14 protein-coding genes are annotated in these 17,723 nt (G+C 53.0%); 4 read left to right on the plus strand and 10 right to left on the minus strand.

The genetic code is table 11. The features are described 5' to 3' along the window. Positions 1–47 precede the first annotated feature (47 nt). Entirely contained in the window at positions 48–494 is a 447-nt protein-coding gene (locus tag OCU43_RS05010; RefSeq protein ID WP_091361907.1) for an REP-associated tyrosine transposase, read from the plus strand. A gap of 159 nt (positions 495–653) precedes the next feature. Here the strand turns inward: OCU43_RS05010 and cysN are convergent, their stop codons facing one another. Both cysN and cysD read right to left on the minus strand, forming a co-directional pair. Next, positions 654–2,555: a sulfate adenylyltransferase subunit CysN gene (gene cysN / locus OCU43_RS05015; protein WP_091361906.1), complete on the minus strand. Its 1,902-nt coding sequence runs from the start codon at positions 2,553–2,555 to the stop codon at positions 654–656. After that, positions 2,555–3,517: a sulfate adenylyltransferase subunit CysD gene (gene cysD / locus OCU43_RS22275; RefSeq protein ID WP_376787865.1), complete on the minus strand. Its 963-nt coding sequence runs from the start codon at positions 3,515–3,517 to the stop codon at positions 2,555–2,557. The genes cysN and cysD overlap by 1 nt, the downstream gene beginning before the upstream one ends. Before the next feature lie 927 nt (positions 3,518–4,444). Here cysD and OCU43_RS05025 point away from each other — a divergent pair. From OCU43_RS05025 to galE, 3 genes are all read left to right on the plus strand, one after another. Continuing rightward, entirely contained in the window at positions 4,445–6,211 is a 1,767-nt protein-coding gene (locus OCU43_RS05025) for an SLC13 family permease (RefSeq protein ID WP_091361904.1), read from the plus strand. Positions 6,212–6,317: 106 nt separating this feature from the next. Continuing rightward, positions 6,318–7,097 (plus strand): 3'(2'),5'-bisphosphate nucleotidase CysQ, encoded by a 780-nt coding sequence (gene cysQ / locus OCU43_RS05030; RefSeq protein ID WP_091361902.1) that lies wholly within the window; start codon positions 6,318–6,320, stop codon positions 7,095–7,097. Between the two features lie 122 nt (positions 7,098–7,219). Beyond that, complete coding sequence (galE, locus tag OCU43_RS05035; RefSeq protein ID WP_091361900.1) at positions 7,220–8,230, plus strand: UDP-glucose 4-epimerase GalE; 1,011 nt, start codon at positions 7,220–7,222, stop codon at positions 8,228–8,230. A gap of 265 nt (positions 8,231–8,495) precedes the next feature. Here the strand turns inward: galE and OCU43_RS05040 are convergent, their stop codons facing one another. The 8 genes from OCU43_RS05040 to OCU43_RS05075 all read right to left on the minus strand — a co-directional run bounded on the left by OCU43_RS05040 (position 8,496) and on the right by OCU43_RS05075 (position 17,710). Then, positions 8,496–9,866 (minus strand): phosphohexomutase domain-containing protein, encoded by a 1,371-nt coding sequence (locus tag OCU43_RS05040; RefSeq protein WP_091361899.1) that lies wholly within the window; start codon positions 9,864–9,866, stop codon positions 8,496–8,498. Beyond that, positions 9,863–10,240 (minus strand): hypothetical protein, encoded by a 378-nt coding sequence (locus tag OCU43_RS05045; RefSeq protein WP_091361897.1) that lies wholly within the window; start codon positions 10,238–10,240, stop codon positions 9,863–9,865. Before OCU43_RS05045 ends, OCU43_RS05040 begins: the two co-directional genes overlap by 4 nt. Continuing rightward, positions 10,240–11,505 carry a nucleotide sugar dehydrogenase gene (locus OCU43_RS05050; RefSeq protein WP_091361896.1) on the minus strand — a complete coding sequence of 422 codons (1,266 nt, stop codon included), beginning with the start codon at positions 11,503–11,505 and terminating at the stop codon, positions 10,240–10,242. The genes OCU43_RS05045 and OCU43_RS05050 overlap by 1 nt, the downstream gene beginning before the upstream one ends. Continuing rightward, positions 11,502–13,136: a glucose-6-phosphate isomerase gene (pgi, locus tag OCU43_RS05055; RefSeq protein ID WP_091361894.1), complete on the minus strand. Its 1,635-nt coding sequence runs from the start codon at positions 13,134–13,136 to the stop codon at positions 11,502–11,504. The genes OCU43_RS05050 and pgi overlap by 4 nt, the downstream gene beginning before the upstream one ends. Positions 13,137–13,140: 4 nt before the next feature. Further along, positions 13,141–14,025 (minus strand): UTP--glucose-1-phosphate uridylyltransferase GalU, encoded by an 885-nt coding sequence (gene galU, locus OCU43_RS05060; RefSeq protein WP_091361893.1) that lies wholly within the window; start codon positions 14,023–14,025, stop codon positions 13,141–13,143. 70 nt (positions 14,026–14,095) lie between these two features. Next, positions 14,096–14,860, minus strand: coding sequence for a hypothetical protein (locus OCU43_RS05065; protein WP_139203228.1), 765 nt, complete (start codon positions 14,858–14,860; stop codon positions 14,096–14,098). Further along, positions 14,769–15,497, minus strand: coding sequence for a tyrosine-protein phosphatase (locus OCU43_RS05070; RefSeq protein WP_091361890.1), 729 nt, complete (start codon positions 15,495–15,497; stop codon positions 14,769–14,771). The genes OCU43_RS05065 and OCU43_RS05070 overlap by 92 nt, the downstream gene beginning before the upstream one ends. Further along, a complete protein-coding gene (locus tag OCU43_RS05075) occupies positions 15,497–17,710 on the minus strand; it encodes a GumC family protein (protein WP_091361888.1) in 2,214 nt (737 codons plus the stop codon). The genes OCU43_RS05070 and OCU43_RS05075 overlap by 1 nt, the downstream gene beginning before the upstream one ends. Positions 17,711–17,723: the final 13 nt, after the last annotated feature.

Below are 17,723 nucleotides of genomic sequence, written 5' to 3' on the forward strand. Positions count from 1 at the left end.
ATGCCCTCTGGGTACCTCGCGGCGATTAATCCAAAAAGGAGAATGTGATGAAAGGGAATTCATCTGCTTTGCGTAAAGGCCGGTTTTCGGAAGCCGGTCAAATCTATCTGGTTACTTTTGTAACACTTCAGCGAAAGCCTGTTTTCAAAGACTTTGAACTGGGCAGGCTTTTTGTTGATGTCCTCAGGCGTGAGTCAGAGCATTCTGAAACGCTGGCGTTTGTGGTAATGCCTGATCATGTTCATTGGCTGGTGCAGTTAAAATCTAAACTGCTAAGCCGCACGGTGCAGTCAGTTAAGTCTGTTTCCTCCCGCAAGATTAAATCACAGATAATTTCAAATGGGCCGGTCTGGCAGGATGGTTTTCATGATCATGCCGTCAGAAATGGGGATGATCTGGCAAGTATTGCCCGATATCTTGTGATGAACCCGGTTAGGGCGGGGTTGGTGAGCAGTGTAAAGGAGTATCCCCTATGGGATGCTGTTTGGGTTTAGCTTTTGTTGTGCGAGGCGAAGCTCGTACCATCTGATGGTTTTATCGCGACGAGGTACCCAGAGGGCATGCTAGCGTCCCTCCCACAGGTGTAGCTATAGCATGCTGCTGTTGTGGGAGGCGCGCTGGTATGCCCCTTGGGTACCTCGCGGCGATAAGTGTTAAATCATCTGCTTCTGTTTAAGCAATTCGATGACTTTATCGGCAGCCTCTTCAGGTGTCATCTCGACTGTTTTCAGGTCGAGTTCTGGCTGTTGTGGCGCTTCGTATGGCGAGTCGATGCCGGTGAAGTTTTTCAGTTCTCCCCGACGGGCTTTCTTGTAAAGGCCCTTAACATCGCGGTCTTCTGCAACTTCCAGCGGCGTGTTGACATAGATCTCGATAAACTCGCCCTCTTCCAGCATATCTCTGGCCATCTTTCTTTCTGCACGGAAAGGTGAGATGAACGAGGACAGGACGATCAGGCCCGCATCTACCATCAGTTTGGCGACTTCAGCAATACGGCGGATGTTTTCCACCCGGTCCTGATCGGTGAAGCCCAGGTCTTTATTGAGACCGTGACGGACGTTATCCCCATCCAGCAGATAGGTGTGGTGACCGGCAGCCAGCAGTTTCTGTTCGACCAGATCGGCGATGGTGGATTTACCTGAACCGGACAAGCCTGTCAGCCAGATAACGCAAGGCTTCTGGGTTTTCAGCGCGGCACGGACATCTTTGTTCACTTCGGTATGCTGCACGGTGATGTTGGTGCTGCGGCGAAGGGCAAAGTTGATCAGACCTGCACCAACGGTGTTGTTGGTCATCCGGTCGATCAGAATAAAGCTACCGGTGTCGCGGTTGGCTTTATAGGGATCAAAGGCGATATCCCGGTCCAGACTGATATTACACTCGCCGATACCGTTGAGTTCCAGCTTTTTGGCCGCCAGGTGTTCCATGGTATTGACGTTTACCTGGTGCTTGATATCGGTGATGGAGGCGGTGACGGTTTTGGTGCCGATCTGCATCAGATAGGTACGGCCCGGCATCAACGGTTCTTCATGCATCCAGATTACGGTGGTTTCAAACTGTTTACCGATGGAGGCTGGTTCTTCCGCTGAGGTGATCATGTCACCACGGGAGATGTCGATCTCATCATTCAGTGTCAGAGTGATGGACTGGCCTGCCACGGCCCGTTCCAGATTGCCATCATAGGTGGAGATAGTGGCAATGGTGCTCTCTTTACCCGATGGCAGGGCGCGGATGCGGTCGCCAGGCTTCACGATACCGCTGGCCAGCTGGCCTGAGAAACCACGGAAGTCGAGGTTGGGACGGTTAACCCACTGCACAGCCATACGGAAGGGAGCTTTCTGCATCAGCTCATCATCGACCTGAACGGTTTCCAGATACCCCATCAGGGTTGTACCGTGATACCAGGGCATGTTGTTGCTGGGTTCGGTAATGTTGTCACCGGCCAGTGCTGACATCGGGATGAAGGTGGTTTCTTCAATACCGATCTGTTTGGCAAATGCGGTGTAGTCTTCCATGATCTGGTTGTAGGTTTTTTCGGAGTAATCCACCAGATCCATTTTGTTGATCGCAACCACAATGTGAGGAATACCGATCAGCGATGCCAGGTAGGTGTGACGACGGGTCTGGGTGAGGATGCCGCGACGGGCATCGACCATCAGAATAGCCACATCGGCAGTGGATGCGCCGGTCACCATGTTGCGGGTGTACTGTTCATGCCCGGGGGTGTCGGCAACGATGAATTTGCGCTTATCGGTGGAGAAGAACCGGTAGGCAACATCGATGGTGATGCCCTGTTCCCGTTCTGCTGCCAGACCGTCAACCAGCAGGGCGAAGTCGATGTTATCGCCCTGGGTGCCGAACTTTTTGGACTCAGCTTCAACCGCTGCCAACTGGTCTTCAAACAGCAGCTTTGATTCATACAGCAGGCGACCGATCAGGGTACTTTTGCCATCGTCTACACTACCGCAGGTGATAAAACGCAGCAGGCTTTTCTGTTCGTGATCTTTGAGGTATTGGACGATATCTTCGGATATCATGTCTGATGAATGTGCCATTAGAAGTAGCCCTCCTGCTTTTTCTTCTCCATTGATGCGGCGGAATCGTGGTCGATCATGCGGCCCTGACGTTCAGATGTTTTGGTCAGCAGCATCTCCTGGATGATCGCTGGCAGGGTATCTGCTTCAGACTCAACGGCACCGGTCAGTGGGTAGCAACCGAGGGTTCTGAAACGGACTTTCTTCATCATAGGGACTTCATTGGGTTGTAGCGGCATGCGCTCATCATCCACCATGATCAGCGTGCCATCCCGTTCTACTACCGGGCGTTCGGCAGACAGGTAGAGCGGCACAATTGGAATCTGTTCCAGATAGATGTATTGCCAGATATCCAGCTCGGTCCAGTTGGACAGTGGGAACACCCGGATCGACTCGCCGGGACGCTTATTGGCGTTATAGTTTTTCCACAGTTCTGGGCGCTGATTTTTCGGGTCCCAGCGGTGGTCTGCGGTGCGGAAAGAGAAGATACGCTCTTTAGCGCGGGACTTCTCTTCATCACGGCGGGCACCGCCAAAGGCCACATCAAATTTGAATTTATTCAGGGCCTGCTTGAGACCTTCGGTTTTCATAATGTCGGTATGCAGTGCTGACCCGTGGGTAAACGGGTTGATACCTTTTTCCACCCCTTCCGGGTTCATGTAGGTGATCAGCTCGACTCCCAGCTTTTTCACCAGCTCATCCCGGAAGGTGTACATATCGCGGAACTTCCAGCCAGTGTCTACATGCAGCAGAGGAAAAGGTGGCTTGGATGGGTGGAAGGCTTTCATCGCCAGATGCAGCATCACAGCGCTGTCTTTACCGATGGAATATAGCATGACCGGGTTATCGGCTTTGGAAACCACTTCGCGCATTATTTGAATGCTTTCTGCTTCCAGTCTCTCTAGGTGTGTTAATGCCATCGTGTTCCTCACATATGACTGAGTGTGTTCGTGTTTATCAGCGGCTGGCGTTGGGGCCGGTATAGCGCTGCGCGGTGATGTTGCATACGTTAACAGGGTGATCTGTGTCTGGCTTGCCAGCCATTGCTGGATATCTTGGTATCGTGTCAGTGGTGCACTGTGAAACGAAACGATCATCTCTTGCTTCAGTTGTGCACTGAGGCGCTCCAGAAAGTGGATGATTGACTGGCTGTCTGGTTTGCCTGGGTTCGTCAGCCAGTATAGTTTGCCTCTGAAATCCTGCACATAGATTGCATAACCGGAAACGCTTGAGACGTTTTCAGCATCAGTGGTTTTCAGAGGGGCGATACCGCCTTTCAGTATTTTCCGCTTTTTTATCTGGGCGTCAGATTCTGCCGGTGAACCGACAAAATCAGGGTGGTGCTGAAGCAGCCATTCACTTGCAGATTCAGTGCTGTCAGCCGAAGAGGCCGGGGCTATGCCCCACTCTTTAAGATAACGGCCGATGGTTTTCGTCGATAACGGGTGCTGGTGGTTGTCGAACCACTTCTGCACGGCCTGTGTGGTCCATAATCCGCTATCTTTCGGCAGACCTGCCAGCATATATTTGAGACATTCGTCTGCTGTGCCTGGGCCGGATGTTCCACTGCGGGGTCTGCCCCGTTTGCCGATATTGATCGCTTCCCAGCCGCCCGCTATAAAACGTTTATGGGCTGAAATTATGGTTGGGTGAGACAGGCCTGTCTTCTGCTTTATGGCGGCAAGTGTCGCTCCGCTGAGACGCAACTGTACTGCTTCTTTTCTCAGTTTGTTCAGCGCTGTAGCAGAGAGTTTCTTGCCATTCATTATGAATATCCCGTGTAAGAATTGTGATCATACAAAATTGGCGGTATGCTGACAAACATTCTTGTTAAACATTAAGTGTCTTAATCATATTTTTGCGGCAATTGTTGCAATCGGCATGAGATGGCACGAACTAAAAGTCAGAATATGGATTTTTCAGCCGGGTTAACACTCATTCTTCTTGTAACAGTGCTTTTGTTGCTGGTTTTTAGTCATATAGCTGCCGATATGATTCTGATGGCGGCCATGGGCGTGCTGATTGTCTCAAAAGTGCTGACGCCGACTGAAGCCCTGGCGGGTTTTTCAAACCCCGGCGTTATCACTATCGCGGCGTTCTACGTCATCGCCGCCGGCCTTAAAGAGACCGGAGCGGTTCGCTGGATTGGTCAGCTGTTGCTGGGTTCGCCTGAAAGTGAAAAGCGGGCGCTTTCCCGGGTGATTCTGCCCTCAGCACTGTTAAGTGCATTTATGAACAACACTGCGGTTGTGGCGATGTTTATTCCGGCGGTGCAGGACTGGGCACGCCGGATCAGAATTCCGGTTTCAAAGCTGCTGTTACCCTTAAGTTATGCTGCGATTCTTGGTGGCACCTGTACGCTGATCGGTACCAGTACGAACCTGGTGGTCGATGGCCTGTTGCAGGCGAAAACCGGTGTCGCGCTGGGGATGTTTGATCTGGCCTGGGTAGGCGTGCCGGTGTTGCTGATTGCCGGCGGACTGATCGTCTTGCTGGCACCTCTGGTTCTGCCGGATCGCAAAGGGGTGGTTGAACAACTGGAATCTGCCCGGGAATATGTCGTTGAACTGCTGGTCAGCCCTGGCGGACCGATTGTCGGGAAGACTGTTGCTCAGGCCGGTCTGCGGCAACTTACCTATGGCTATCTTGTGGATATCAAGCGCAGGGGGCAGCTGTTAACGGCGGTGTCACCCGATGTCGAGCTGGAAGCCAATGATGTGCTGGTGTTTATTGGTGCCCCGGAAAGTGCGCATGAGCTGCGGGGTGTTCGCGGGCTGGTGCCGCCCCATGGTGATCTTGGCAAGCTGGATATTGCTGTGCAGGAGCGTTGTCTGGTGGAAGCGGTGGTCGGCCCTGAGTTTTTTGGCCTTGACCAGACTATTCGTGAATCGCGGTTTCGCAGTCGCTTCCGGGCGGCGATTCTGTCGGTGTGCCGTCAGGGGCACCGGCTGGATGGTAAGATCGGTGATATCCGTTTGCAGATGGGTGATACCCTGTTGATGGAAGCCAGCGATGACTTTGTCAGCCAATACCGTTCACGTCGGGATTTTCTGCTGGTCAGTGCGCTGAATGAGTCTACACCGCCGGATTTTGATAAGGCTCCAGTGGCAATCGGAACGCTGTTGTTGATGGTTCTGGCCAGTGCTGCGGGCCTTGTGTCTATCCTTGAAGCATCGATTATGGCTGCGGGAATGATGTTGGCCAGTCGTTGTGTCTCGGTTTCCCGGGCACGCCGTAACGTTGATCTGTCGGTGCTGATTGTGATCGCTTCATCGTTTGCCCTGGGGGCCGCCATGGTGAAAACCGGCAATGCCCGGCTGATTGCTGAAGGGTTGCTGTTCAGTGATGCTATAACGCCCTGGCAGGCACTGATTCTGATGTATCTGATTACGGTTCTGGTCACCGAGCTGATTACCAACAATGCGGCAGCGGTGCTGATGTTTCCGGTGGCGATGTCTTTGGCAGAGCAGTTGGGGGTGAGCTATATGCCCTTTGTTATTGCTATAATGTTTGCCGCTTCTGCCAGCTTTATCACCCCATTGGGTTATCAGACAAATCTGATGGTGTACGGTCCGGGGGGGTATCGCTTTACCGATTACGCCCGTCTGGGGATACCTTTGAGTATGACCGCCGGGGTCGTATCGCTGATTTTGATTCCGCTGATCTGGCCGTTTTGAAGTGTTTATTTAAGGCCGGTTTATTTAATGTATTTTTATTCGAAGGCCTGGCGATTTAACGCGTAACTGTTTTGTCGCTTCATTATCTTAAAGTGAGAAGGATGCCATGTTTAACAACCAAGATATTATCGCGCTGGCAAAGAGTGCTGGTGCCGCCATTATGGAGATCTATCAGCGGGATTTTGCGATCTCTGAAAAGAGTGACGAAAGTCCGTTAACCGAAGCGGATCTGGCATCTCATCACTGTATCGTTGATGGGCTGAAAACTCTGACGCCGGAGATACCGGTGTTGTCAGAGGAGTCCGGTGGCAGTGAACATCAGGACCGGATTGCATGGCAGAAATACTGGCTGATCGATCCGCTGGATGGCACCAAAGAGTTTATCAAGAAAAACGGCGAGTTTACGGTTAATATCGCCCTGATCGATCAGGGTAAAGCGGTGTTTGGCGTGGTTTATGCCCCGGCACTGGGGGTGACCTACTGGGGTGATGCGGAAGGCGCATTCAAAGAGAGTAATGGCCAGGTGACACCGATCCATGTATCTGAGATCCCCGCTGAAGGGGCTGTATGGCGTGTCGTTGGCAGTCGTTCCCATCAGTCTGATGAGTTTAAAGAGTTTGTTAAAGGGTTGCCAGAAACCGAAGTGGTGTCGATGGGCAGTTCACTGAAACTTTGCCTGGTGGCTGAGGGAGCGGCTGATATTTATCCCCGTCTGGGCTTAACCAGCGAGTGGGACACTGCTGCAGCGCATGCGGTGGTTAGTGCTGCAGGGGGGCAGGTGCTGCAATATCCAGAACTGACGCCGCTGTTATACAACACCCGGCCTGAGACACTGTTGAACCCATTCTTTATCGTCTGTGCCGATAAGTCGGATAAGTGGGCTTAAGGGCCGAGGTCCGATTGCTTCGCTAGCGTCGCTCCCACAGGTGTAGTGGTAGCAATATGCTTTTGTGTTAGGCGTGCTGGTATGCCCTTGGGGGATCTCACGCGAGGAGAAAGGAGTTTTTTATGGCCATTCTGGTCACTGGCGGAGCCGGGTATATCGGTTCTCATACCGTAGTGATGTTGCTTGAGGCGGGTTATGAAGTGGTGGCACTGGATAACCTCTGCAATAGCCACCCTGAAGTGTTCAATCGAATTGAGACCATTACCGGTAAGCGACCTGCGTTTGTTGAGGGCGATATCCGGGACCGGGCCTGTCTGGATGCGTTATTTGCTGACTATACGATTGATTCTGTTATCCATTTTGCCGGCTTGAAGGCGGTGGGGGAGTCGGTTGCCAAGCCGCTTGAGTATTATCAGAACAATGTTCATGGTTCTGTTGTGCTGTGTGAAGCGATGGCTGCGGCGGGGGTCAAGCGGTTGGTGTTCAGCTCCTCTGCGACGGTTTATGGCGAGGATGCTCCGGTGCCCTATGTTGAGACCATGCCCAGGGGCAAAACCTCTAACCCCTATGGTACCTCCAAAGCGATGGTGGAGCAGGTCCTGACCGATCTGGTTCTCTCCGATCCGCAGTGGTCGGTTGCTCTGTTGCGCTATTTTAACCCTATCGGTGCCCATTCCAGTGGCCTGATCGGTGAAGATCCTCAGGGCATTCCCAATAATCTGATGCCGTTTATCAGTCAGGTGGCGGTCGGTAAACGAGAGCAGCTATCTATTTTTGGTAACGACTATGATACCGCTGACGGTACCTGTGTGCGTGATTATCTGCATGTGATGGATCTGGCGGAAGGGCATCTTAAATCGTTGAGCTGTCTGGATAAGCCGGGTGCCCATATCTATAACCTGGGCACCGGCAACGGGCTGTCTGTACTGGAAATGGTGAATAGTTTTATTACGGTAACCGGGGTGGATATTCCCTATCAGTTTGCGCCACGACGTGATGGCGACCTGCCTGCCTTCTGGGCCGATGCCAGTAAAGCTGAGCGAGAGCTGGGCTGGAGCACCCGCTATTCGTTAGCGGATATGATGCAGGACACCTGGAAGTGGCAATCGCAGAATCCGGAGGGATATAGATAACCCTCACTATTGTAGGAGCGGCGTCTCGCCGCGATGGTTTATCGCCCGGGTACCCAGAGGGCATGCTAACGGGGCTTCTACGGGGTAGGATGTGTTGTAGGAGCGGCGTCCCGTCGCGATGGTTTATCGCCCCGGGTACCCAGAGGGCATGCTAACGGGGCTCCTACGATGTGGGATGTGTTGTAGGAGCGGCGTCCCGCCGCGAGGTTTTATCGCCCCGGGTACCCAGAGGGCATGCTAACGGGGCTCCCACAGGGCTTAGTGTTTATGCCCGCAATAGCGTCAGCAGCTCATCTGTTTTGGCTTTCATCAGTGCTTCATTACCGCGGGTTTCGACATTCAGCCGGACCACTGGTTCGGTGTTGGATGAGCGCAGGTTGAAGCGCCATTCGCCCATATCCAGGCTGATACCGTCGGTGTAGTCGATGGATACTGCCGCGTCTTTGTACTTTTCAAGCACCCGGTCGATAGCCGCTTTCGGATCTTCCAGTTTGCTGTTGATTTCGCCTGGCGAGGGAAATTTGGTAATCCGGTCGTCGACCAATTGTGACAAGGACAGGCCTTTGTTGCTGATCAGCTCGGCAACCAGCAGCCAGGGTACCATGCCGCTATCGCAGTAGAAGAAATCGCGGAAGTAGTGATGGGCGCTCATCTCACCGCCGTAGACTGCATCCTCTTCACGCATTCTTTCCTTGATAAAGGCGTGTCCGGTTTTGCTCTGAATCGCTTTTCCACCGCTGGCTTCAACGATATCCAGGGTGTTCCAGGTCAGACGAGGATCGTGGATGATTGACGCACCTGCATTTTTTGCCAGAAATGCTTCAGCCAGCAGGCCAACGATATAGTAGCCTTCAATAAAGCGGCCGTTTTCGTCAAACAGGAAGCAGCGGTCGAAATCACCATCCCAGGCGATCCCCATATCGGCTTTATGTTCCAGTACGGCCGCGATGGTGTCGGCGCGATTCTCTTCAAGAATCGGGTTAGGGATGCCATTTGGAAAGGTGCCGTCGGGCTGGTGGTGAACTTTAATAAACTCGACCGGCACGGATGCCGCTTTAAACTGGGTCTCCAGGGCGTCAATCACATGTCCGGCAACACCATTGCCGGCGTTAACAACCAGCTTCATCGGTTTCAGGGCCTGCAGATCGATATAGCCTTCGAGGTGTTCGATATAGGCTGCCAGGGTATCCACTTTTTCGTAGCTGCCGCGCTGGGCTTCATCGACAGGCGCAAAGTTATTTTCGCGTGCCAGTTGCTCGATATCATTCAGCCCGGTATCGCCGCTGATCGGGCGGGAGCCCTGTTTAACCAGCTTCATACCGTTGTAATCTTCGGGGTTGTGGCTGGCGGTGACAACGATGCCGCCATCCGTCTTCAGGTGAGCGGTGGCGAAATAGATCTCTTCAGTGCCGCATAGGCCGATATCCAGAACGTTGACACCAGAGTCTCTGAGACCGTTGGCCAGGGCGAGTTTTAGCGCTTCGGTGGACAGGCGCATATCGCCGCCAACCACAACGGTCTCGGGTTTCAGGAACTCTGCATAGGCGCGGCCAATGCGATAGGTAAGGTCTTCATCCAGCTGAGTGCCCAGCTGGCCGCGAATATCATAGGCTTTGAAACAGGCGAGTTTGCTCATTGGTGCTTCTCTGAAGTTTGTAAATTTGATGGGGCTAAAAAAAAATGTCGGACGGCACGCCAGCCGAGCCAGGGCATCAGGATGATGGCGATCCCTGTCAGGTTGGCGTACATGTCGTACAGTGAAAAGTGCCGGTGAGGCAGCAGCCACTGCTGGATAAACTCGGCACTGCAGGCCAGTGCGATCAGACCGACGATAAATAGCGGGATATGTTTACGGGACAGCGCCCAGATGCCTGCAAAGGTTACCACAGCAAATCCGCTCAGGTGGCCGAACTTGTCCGACTGATTAAATAGCTGCGGCGGCGGTGTCTGACGAAACAGTCCGTAGAGCAGCGCCGCGGCACAGAGGCTGAGCAGGATATTTCTCAGCATCAGCGTCCAACACCCATATAGGTGAAGCCGTACATCTCCAGCGCTTCGCGGTCAAAGATGTTCCGGCCATCGATAATCAGCGGCATGCGCATCTGTTGCAGCAGTCGCTCATAATCCGGCGACCAGTATTCCGGCCACTCCGTCACCAGCAGCAGAGCATCGCTCTCGGTAATCGCATCATAGGGATCGTTACAAAAAGCTATGTCGTGGTGATCATCGTAATGCTGCTGCAGATTGCCCAGGGCTTCCGGGTCATGGACTCTGACATGTACACCTTGTGCCAGCAGGGCATCGATAACCTTCAGGCTGGGAGCATTATCGATACTGGCAGTGCCGGGTTTAAATGATGCACCCCAGACGGAGACGGTTTTATGGGTCAGATCGCACTGGTAGTGCTGCCACAACTTTTTGAATAGCAGTTCTTTCTGTATCTCATTCTCGGAAATAACAGTTTTCAGCAGCGAGTTCTGTCCCCGCTTTTCAAAAATTTCGGAGAAGCGGGAGATGTTCTGATTGAAGTTTTGGCCACCAAAACCACAGCCGGGCGACAGATAGTGGTTGCCGATCCGTGGATCAGCTCCCATGCCTTCGCGGATAGTATCGATATCGACATCCATCTGATCAGCCAGGTTGGCCAGCTCATTGATATAGCCAATGCGAATCGCCAGCATGCCGGTGATTGCCAGCTTGGTGAATTCGGCTTCCCGGCTGCTCATCAACAGCAGGTGCTCGATATTTTGCAAAAACGGCCTGATCAGTGAGCGGGTCATGGTGATCGCCCAGCTATTCTCGCTGCCGATGGTTATTCTTTTGGGCTGACTGAAACCCTGCAGTGCCTTACCTTCCTGGAGGTTGTTGGGGATATATACCACGACCTGGTTAGCGGCCTCATTGAGAAGACTCTGCAACATATCGGTTGCGCCAACGCCGAAATTACACTGGTTGACGATCAACAGGTTTTCAGTCACTTCGTTCGCCAGTTCTGAGATAATCGCCTGGGCTAAGTGAAATTCGTTATGTTCCAGTGCCAGCCAATGGATATTGGTCTTACAGTCCTGAGAGCTGGTGCGCTTCAGCCGGCCCTCCTGCATCTGCAGTTCTATCTGATACAGCAATCCGGGCTCATCACGCAGTGCTGAGATCTCCTGAAGCGGTTTTGCCAGTTGGGTGTCAGGGCCCTCTATTAATACATCATTACCCGCTCGTGCCAGCGACGCCGCCGCCACCCAGGCGGTCAGGTCGGCACCATAGACTTTAACTTTCATGACCCGGCCTCCTGACGTTGCTGCTGGACAAAACGGATCAGTCCCTCGGTTGAGCTGTCGGTTGTGGTGGTTGGGTTGCTGAACTGGTCCAGTAGTGAGGTTGCCACCTGTTTACCCAGCTCTACACCCCACTGGTCAAACGGGTTGATCTCCCAGATAACTGACTGGACATAGACTTTATGTTCGTACATGGCGATCAGGGCTCCAAAGCTTTCCGGCGTGAGCTCGTCGATCATAATGGTGGTGCTTGGCTGGTTGCCCCGATAGCGTTTATGCGATGGTGCGTTAGCGGCATCTTCAAGGACGCTGTCCCCCAATGCCAGTAGCCGGGATTGCGCCAGACAGTTGGCCAGCGCTAACTGATGTTGTGCTTTCAGTTCGTCGCCGTGGCCCTGATAGCGCAGCGCCGGAGCGATAAAGTCACACATCACCGATTCGGTTCCCTGATGCAGTAGCTGATAGAACGCATGTTGCGCATTGGGGCCTACTTCACCCCAGAGAATCGGGCAGGTGGCATAGTTGAGTTTTTCCCCTGTCAGGGTGACACACTTACCGTTACTTTCCATCTCCAGCTGTTCAAGGTACGCGGGGAGGTGTTCCAGACGTCCGTCATAGGGGAGGATTGCATGGGCATGAATATTGAGGAAGTTAATGTTCCAGATGCCCACCATCGCCAGCAATACCGGCAGGTTGCTGGTCAGTGGTGCTGTACGGAAATGGGTGTCCATCAGGTTGGCTCCGGCCAGAAATCGGCGGAAGTTCTGATTGCCGGTTTGCAGCGCGATGGCCATACCGATGGCAGACCACATCGAATAGCGGCCGCCGGTCCAGTCCCAGAAGTGCAACTGATTCTTTTCGGGAATCCCCCACTCTGTGGCTTTGGCCGGACTGGCGGTAACGCCAATAAAGTGGTGCTGACTGATCAGCTCTACCGGGAGCCCACTGGCGTTGACCAGCCACTCCCGGGCGGTATTGGAGTTTGCCAGCGTATCGATGGTGGAAAAGGATTTCGATGACACGATAAACAGGGTTGATGCCGGATCGATCTGGTTAAGCAGGCGTGCCAGTTGGCTGCCATCCATTGAGGAGACAAAATGCAGCTCGATATCGCGGATATCATCGGTGGTAAACAGGTTTAACGCCCGGCAGGTCATCAAAGGCCCCAGGTCAGAACCGCCGACGCCGATATTCACCACGGTTTTTATTGGACTGCCATCATAGCCGCGCCACTGGCCGTTATGGATCTGCTCGACCAGTGCTTCCATACGCTCCAGTGAGCAGTGGATCTCCTTTGAGATGTCTACGCCCTGTAATACCAGCGGTGTCTCTTTGGGCTGACGCAATGCGGTATGCAGAGCAGGGCGGTTTTCAGAGGTGTTGACATGTTCGCCGGTGAAAAGCGCTTCAATTTTCTGCGGTAGCTGTTGCTGCTCTGCCAGCCCGATAAGCAGTTGTAATGTGTCATCGGTAATACGCTGTTTGGAAAAATCTGCCAGACAGTGAGCCGCACTGAAACTGAGTTTTGCAAAGCGCTGCGGATCTTCGGCAAACATCTCTTTGAGGTGTTTGTTGCTTAGGCTTTGCGCGTGACTCTTCAGTGCCAGCCAGGCCGGTGATTGGTCAACCGTCATAATTTCAGTCCTGTTGTGCGAGGAACTGCTTAAATCCTTCAGCGGTTTCCGGGTGTTGCAGTCCGTAGGCAACATTGGCCTGCAGGAAGCCAAGCTTGTTGCCACAATCGTATGTTTTTCCTGTCATTCGGTAGGCTTCGACGGTTTGCTCTTTAAGCAGTTCATCGAGGGCATCGGTCAGTTGAATCTCGCCGCCAGCACCAGGTTTGGTATCCGCCAGAAGTTCCATTACCCGTGCAGGCAGCACATAGCGGCCTACAACGGCCAGGTCGGAAGGGGCATCTTCGGCTTTGGGTTTTTCGACCATGGCGCAGATCGGTGTTGATTCTCCTGCAGCGGGTTTAATCCCTTTGCAGTCAGTCACGCCGTAAAGGTGTACTTTGTCCTGAGGAACGGATTCAACCATGATCTGTGCAGCATTATTGTCATCGAATGCGCGCACCATCCGCTGCAGATCATTCTCTTGCTGCTGATAGTTGTTTACCAGCACATCGGGCAGAATCACCACGAAGGGTTCATTATTTACCGCTCTTGCTGCGCAATAGACTGCGTGCCCCAGCCCTTTAGCTTCAGGCTGGCGGACTGAAATAATAGTGACATCGCTGGGGATTATTTTGCTGACCGAATTGAGAATTTCAGTCTTATTTTTCATATCGAGCTGGTGTTCCAGTTCGTAATGGCTGTCAAAATGGTCTTCAATGGCTGACTTGCCACTGCGGGTTACCAGGATGATCTCTTTAATGCCTGCTTTCACCGCTTCTTCAACAACGTATTGGATAACCGGCTTATCGACTACCGGCATCATCTCTTTAGGAATAGCTTTACTGGCGGGAAGTACCCGTGTTCCGAGACCCGCAACCGGGATTACAGCTTTACGTACAGTGGTCATAAATTCTCCAGACTGGTTCATCGTCCTGATGTTGTCCCAATTAAACCAAAATATGGCTTTAATGTATCGCTCAAAAACCGCAAAATTGTTTGCGGTCGGTGCTGGCTTGCAGATTGATGCAGGCGATTGTGAGCTTGTTGATCGCGCTGAGCCTCTGTTTTAAGGCTTTCTTGTTACGTTTAATGCCGCGCTCAATATTTTTAATCACCGCCGCCTGTGTTGTCTGGTCCAGATGGGGCCAGCCGAGCAGTCCTGCTTCAGCTACGCTGGTATTCACTGCATTCTCCCAGGGGCCCAGTTCGGTTGCCCTTTGCAGCGCGTGCAGATATTCCTTATCAAACTGTTGGATCGCCGCTTTCATCAACGCAAAGTTTGCCCAGCTGTATGGCCAGTTAGGGCGTTTCAGGGTTGCCTGGCGATAACTATCGATAGCCTGCCGGGTGGTGGCGATAAAGTCTGACTGATCCTGGCGCTGATATTTTGTCACGGCCTGATAATAGAGCAGTAGTGCCTGCATATCACTATATTCGGCGTTATCGGGTTGCCAGCTGTGGGCTGTTTCGATATTGCCAAGCGCCTGGGTTAACTGCGTCTCAGAAGGTGATTTTCCTGTGTTTTGCCAGTGTTCCAGATGTTGTCTGGGAAAGTAGGCGTACAGGTCTGCAACTCCGGCTCTGATGGCGGCGATACTGGCTGCCAATAGTATGATCAGGAGCGGTATGACAGCGAGAGTACGGCGCCAGTTACGTGTGGTCATTGCCAGAAATAATGTATTCAGGAATGGAGGAGACCAGTGCTCTGGCGGCTTGTTCGCCGATGATCTCTGCTGCTGCATGCATCCCTTCCGATAGGACGGGTGGACGGTGCTTGCTGTTGTGTGCGTCAGTGGCCAGCAGGGTGACCCAGTCCCGCTGTAGCAGAATCTCGGCTGTGTTGCGTGCGGCATCACCAAAGCGGCCTGCTACTGACATTGCGGTCACTTGCAACAGACAGCCCTGTTCGACAAACGGATTGATTTTGTCGACGTTGCCAGCCACCTCTTTGTTGCGTTCAGGGTGGGCAATCATCGGTTGAATATCTTGTGCCTTCAGCCAGGTGATAAGCTTGTCGGTACCTGGAGGTATATGGCTGTGCGGCAGTTCCAGGAGGAGTACTTTTTTACCCTGCCAGTGCCCTAAAAAAGGAATTTTGCCGGAGGGTATCATACTGATCATCTCTGCCGAGATACGCAGCTCTGCGCCCATGCTCAGGGTCAGGGGCAGGCCGGCTGTCGTGATCGCCTGCCGGAGTGTCTCGAGTACCGGCGTGATGGTGGCAATCTGGTTTTCGTAGCGGCCGGGATGGATATGGGGGGTGACGACAATGTGCCGTATACCATCTGCAACCGCTATCTGCGCCAGCTCCAGCGACTCTTCCAGAGTCGCTGGACCATCATCAATGCCGGGCAGTATGTGGTTATGCAGATCATACATCAGGCGGTCTGTTCCTCGGCAGTATAGCCATAGGTGTCGTAGTAGCCGCTGTAGTCGTCGCCATATTTGGCGGCTTTCTTTATATCGACCTGGTTCAGCACCACGCCAATCAGCGGGGCTTTAACCTCTTTCAGCCGTTTCAGGCCGTTCCTTGCCAATTGGTGGTTGGTTGAGTCTGCTTTTACCACATAGATCATGGCGCCGACATGGGGAGCCAGTACCAGGGCATCGCTTACCGCCTGTGTTGGCGCGGTATCGATAACGATGCGGTCATATTTGGTTTCGAGAATCTCCAGTACCTTGGCAAAGCGTCGAGAGGACAGCAGTTCCAGTGGGTTAGGCGGGATAATGCCAGAGGGCAGTACGTCGATTCCGGACTGCTCGTCATGATGGATCGAGTCTTCCAGCTTCGCTGTACCAGCAACAAGATTGGACAACCCGGCGGCTTTTCCGGAGAGACCGAATGCCCGTGCGATAGAGGGGCGGCGCATATCGGCGTCGATCAGCAATACCCGCTCCATCTGGCCCAGAGAGAAGGCCAGGTTGAGTGCCAGCGAGGTTTTTCCCTCACCCGGAATCGAAGAGGTGCAACAGAGCACCTTATGGGGGTTGTCCAGAGCGGAAAGAACGATGCCGGTGCGGATCGTTCTGACCGATTCAGCAAAGGCGGACTGCTGCTCCTGCAGATAGGCGGTATAGCTCTGGTGGTGATTTTTGCCTTTATTCGGTAGTTTTGGCAGTAATCCCAGCATGGTTGCATCAAGCTTATTCTCGACATCCTGAGCACTTTTCAGGGTGTTGTTCAGGGCTTCCAGCAGGAATGAGAACATCACACCAAACATGATGCTGACGACAAAAGCGAGGGCCATAATCAGGCCTTTTTTAGGCTTGGCCGGTTTCTGTGGAGGCTGTGCCGGGTCGGAAACCCGGGCGTTGGCTGATTGCAGGTCACCGGTAGCATTGGTTTCGCTCAGACGGGTGAAGAAGGTGTCATACAGCTGCCGGTTGGCATCGACCTCTTTTTCCAGCTCTTTCAACCGGTAGTCTTTGCGGTTGATCGATTGCAGGTCTTGCTTGGTCTTGTTAACCGCTGCCTGCAGCGAGCGTTCTGCTGACAGGGCCAGCTTATATTCGTTTTCGATGCCGTTGACGACAGACAGGATCTGCGAATTCAGGCTGCGCCGCGCATTTTCAAGTTCTGACTGGGCTGCCTGCATCTTCGGATGCTTAGGGCCATAGCGTTTAGCCAGTTCCGACTTTTTCAGTTCAACCTGAAGCACTGAGCCCTTCAGACTCTGCACCAGCGGGTGCTGCAACACTGCTGGGATTAGTTCAAAGTTTTCAGGATTGCTCTTATCCAGTCGTTTAATCTGACTATTCAGGCTTTCCAGGGCCATCCGTTCGCGGCGGGCTTCTACCAGCTTTGAAGAGACCAGATCCAGTTCGCTGTTGGCGATATCAAAACCGCCGTCACTGCCAACAATCTGTTCCTGTTCGCGGTATTCCTGTAAACGCTGCTCTGAGGTTTTGAGTTTATCTCTCAGGCCACTCAGACGTTCCATTAGCCATTCAGACGCTTTGGAGGTCAGCTGCAGCCGGGCTTCAAGGTTGTTTTCGATATAGGCATCGCCAATGGCGTTGGCGATCTGGGCTGAGAGCAGCGGATCGAATGAGTCGTAACTGATTTTAACCAGTTGGGTCTTGCGGATCGGGGAGATTGTCAGGTTTTCAATCAGCTGAGTGGTGACCTCTTGCAGCTTTATCCGCGCCTGTTCCTCCTCGCTCACCTCGGGCTGGACTCCTAACGGGAGCAGCGCTTTGACCGAACTGAGGGTGGAGGCGATCACACCTGGTGGCTGATTAAACTCAGGATTATCGATCAGATTCAGCTTTTCGATAACCCGTTCCGCCAGCTGTCTGGACTTTAGAATTTCGAACTGGGTGAGAAAATACTCACTGTTGCCCGCATCGAGGCCGTAGACCTCCTCAATCGACACCACATTGGCATTTTTTGACTCAATCAGCAGTGTCGCTTCAGCGCGATACACCGGTTTCATTGAAAATACCACCAGAGTCGTCAGCATGGTGATGACGATGGCGAAGCCAAAAATGCCCCATTTATGCCGGTTGATGGTGTTCCAGTATTGGCGCAGGTCGATAACGTCGTCGCTTATCAGGCGGGACGTGGTTTCCTGAGATTTATTCGTATCCATACTTTCCGGTCTG

The sequence above is a fragment of the Amphritea atlantica genome (assembly GCF_024347255.1).
In the GTDB taxonomy this organism is placed as follows: domain Bacteria; phylum Pseudomonadota; class Gammaproteobacteria; order Pseudomonadales; family Balneatricaceae; genus Amphritea; species Amphritea atlantica.